At 70.7% G+C, this 2,906-nt stretch carries 5 protein-coding genes; 2 read left to right on the top strand and 3 right to left on the bottom strand.

The genetic code is table 11. The annotated features are described in order from the left end of the window. Window positions 1-47 precede the first annotated feature (47 nt). Window positions 48-482: a TIGR02611 family protein gene (locus tag AOK24_RS16490; RefSeq protein WP_055720830.1), complete on the bottom strand. Its 435-nt coding sequence runs from the start codon at window positions 480-482 to the stop codon at window positions 48-50. 189 nt (window positions 483-671) lie between these two features. On the opposite strand from AOK24_RS16490, the gene AOK24_RS16485 reads away from it, so the two are divergent. Both AOK24_RS16485 and AOK24_RS16480 read left to right on the top strand, forming a co-directional pair. Further along, a complete protein-coding gene (locus AOK24_RS16485) occupies window positions 672-1,085 on the top strand; it encodes an SsgA family sporulation/cell division regulator (RefSeq protein ID WP_004002642.1) in 414 nt (137 codons plus the stop codon). 244 nt (window positions 1,086-1,329) lie between these two features. Further along, entirely contained in the window at window positions 1,330-1,890 is a 561-nt protein-coding gene (locus AOK24_RS16480; protein WP_055720829.1) for a CGNR zinc finger domain-containing protein, read from the top strand. Between the two features lie 52 nt (window positions 1,891-1,942). On the opposite strand, the gene AOK24_RS49205 is transcribed toward AOK24_RS16480, so the two are convergent. Together AOK24_RS49205 and AOK24_RS16475 are read right to left on the bottom strand one after the other, a co-directional pair. Further along, window positions 1,943-2,095, bottom strand: a complete 153-nt coding sequence (locus AOK24_RS49205; RefSeq protein WP_165854591.1) for a hypothetical protein — start codon at window positions 2,093-2,095, stop codon at window positions 1,943-1,945. Window positions 2,096-2,246: 151 nt separating this feature from the next. Then, window positions 2,247-2,699, bottom strand: coding sequence for a hypothetical protein (locus AOK24_RS16475; RefSeq protein ID WP_055720831.1), 453 nt, complete (start codon window positions 2,697-2,699; stop codon window positions 2,247-2,249). Between the last annotated feature and the right edge of the window lie 207 nt (window positions 2,700-2,906).

Raw genomic sequence — 2,906 nt, 5'->3', positions numbered from 1 at the left:
GGTCGGTGGCGCGGGGTGACCGGCGGGGAGCGGTCAGCGTGCTGTTCTCACTGGTTCTTGATGTTCCAGGGCATCTCCAGGCCGTACTTCCAGAGGTAGACGCCGGCCAGCGCGCCGATGATCACCAGCGCGATCGACGTCAGGATGATGTTGCGGCGGCGCACCTTCGGGTCGAGGGCCCGCTGGGCGGCCTCGGTGACCTTCCGTTTCGTCCAGCGCAGGACCAGCTGCGCCCAGACGAACTCGGTGGCCCAGATCGCCATGCCGGCGAAGATCACGACCCAGCCGGGCCCCGGCAGCGGCAGCATGATGATGCCGAGCACCACGACCGCGAGGCCGATGACGAAGACGCCGACCTGCCAGCTCAGGTGCAGTGTCCTGCTCTTCTTGATGAACGCCGGCGCCTTGGACCCGAGGCCCTCGGGTTTCCCACTGTCCGTGACCACGGTCGCCTCGCCGGGCTCGTCACTCCCCGTATTCATACCTGAACCTTACCGGAGAGAATCCGATCACCGGAATGGTGGTACCGGGAGAAGAGGGTCTCGGCCGGAAGAGTTACGTAAAGACGCACAAAACACTCAGAGGGGTTTACAACGGCATCGTAGGTGGCATGTCGATTTCGCCGACGTGCGAATCCCCGAGCGCACACTGAGCGAAAGGCCCTGGCGCTTATGAACACCACGGTCAGCTGCGAGCTGCACCTGCGCCTCGTTGTGTCGAGCGAGTCCTCCCTGCCTGTTCCCGCAGGTCTGCGGTACGACACGGCCGATCCCTACGCCGTGCACGCCACCTTCCACACCGGAGCCGAGGAGACCGTCGAGTGGGTGTTCGCCCGCGACCTCCTCGCGGAGGGCCTCCACCGGCCCACCGGAACCGGTGACGTCCGCGTGTGGCCGTCGCGCAGCCACGGTCAGGGGGTCGTCTGCATCGCCCTCAGCTCCCCCGAGGGCGAAGCCCTCCTGGAGGCACCGGCGCGGGCACTGGAATCCTTCCTGAAGCGCACCGACGCGGCCGTGCCACCGGGCACGGAGCATCGGCACTTCGACCTCGATCAGGAGCTGTCGCACATCCTGGCGGAGAGCTAGGCAGCGCGACACCTCCACCCCGCCCGACGCCGTCCACTCGGGGAGACGGCTCGGGCAGACACGAACGCGGGCCGCACCGGTCCGCGACCGACGCCGCCCACCGGGTCCTCCGGGGGGCGGCGTCGGTGTTTGCTCCGGGGGCGTCGCGGGCGTGGGTTCGCGGGCCCCGGTCCCGGCAGCGGGGCGGCTACCATCGGCCAGCATCGGCGGGCGCGTGGCCCGTCCTCAGGGCAGGGAGCGAAATGTGCTGATCCCCCACGACACCCGGTGCGCGCTGGACGCGGTGGTGGGCCTGGTCAACACCACGCCGGAGGACGAGACGGCGGTGGACGGGCTGCCGGACGTCGCCTCGCTCGAAGAGTTCGTACGATCCAACGAGATCAGCGGGGCCGAGGCGCTGACCCCGGTCGACCTGGAGGCGGTCCGCGCACTGCGGGAGCGGTTCGCCGAGATCTTCGAGGCGGCGGACGCCCGTACCGCGGCGGAGCTGATCAACAAGCTGGTCGCCGGAGCGGGTACGACACCGCAGCTCACCGACCACGACGGTTACGACTGGCACGTCCACTACTTCGCCCCCGGCGCCTCCCTCGCCGACCACCTCGCCGCCGACTGCGGCATGGCCCTCGCGTTCTTCGTCGTCGCCGGGGAGCAGGAGCGCCTCCGCCGCTGCGAGGCCCCCGACTGCCGCCGGGCCTTCGTCGACCTCTCCCGCAACCGCTCCCGCCGCTACTGCGACAGCAGAACCTGCGGCAACCGCTTGCACGTGGCGGCTTACCGGGCACGGAGGAAGGAAGCCACGGGGTGAGGGGGTGGGGTGGGCGCGCGCCCCGGCGGGTGGCGCCGGGGGCGCGGGACGGTCACAGCAGTAGCAGATCGTGCAGGGCTGCCATGAGGATGAGGGACCCGATCACCGCGAGGAAGATCATGAGCGGTGGCTGGGATAGGGCGAAGAGGCATCCGCGCGGCTCGTCCTGAGGGGGCGCGGCGTCGCTCTGTGTGGTGTCCAGCATCTCGCGGGCGATGATGGCGCAGGTGGGACCCCAGTTGCGATCACTACGCGCGGATTGAGCGGGAGTTCGCCGAAACCGTCGAGGTCCGTTTCAGGGCGTGATCATTTCCGCGCGGCCGGGGGACCACTTGTGTCGTTTCAGTCGAGGTGCCTCAAATGCCGTGCTTCTTGAGAATCGCCTCGATGTCGCTGAAGTCCTCGCCGGAGGAGGCGGATTCCGTACGGCGTCCCGCCGCGGGCCGGGACTGCCGGGGCGCCGCCGCTCCGAGCGTCGGGGTCGAGGCGCCCGGCGCGACGGCCTCACGGCTCGCCGTGCGCGCCGCCGCCCTGCGCTCCTTGCGGGTGCCGCCCCTGCGCCGCTCCACGGAACGGGTCAGCGCGAACAGCCCCCAGGCACCGCCGAGTACGCCGAATCCGGCCCAGGCGACCGGGCTGAACGCGGTGTCCGCCGCCCACTCGACGACACCGGTCATCACGAGGCCCAGCGGCACGAGCGCGTACGCCGCGATGCGGGCCGCCGCCAGGAAGCGCTTCCGGTACGCCGTCACCGCCGCGATGCCCAGGCCGGCCGCGGCCACAGCGGAACAGACGGTCTCGGCAATCATCCGGTCCTCCAGGCTCGGTGTGCACTGCTCGCACGGGCCGCGCACCCCGTCCTCCCGGTCCACGCGCCCCGTCCTCCCTCCATCGTGCACCTCCCCCACCCGTCGCGGCCACGCCCCGGCGAGGACATCAGGGACATCTCCGGGTCGCCCCCGACGAGGTGCGGGCCGCCCGCAGGTTGGGTTCCCCCACCCCGACCTGGAAGACTC

It is taken from the genome of Streptomyces niveiscabiei (assembly GCF_001419795.1).
Lineage (GTDB): Bacteria > Actinomycetota > Actinomycetes > Streptomycetales > Streptomycetaceae > Streptomyces > Streptomyces niveiscabiei.
This window is presented reverse-complemented; position numbering and strand designations above follow the sequence as displayed.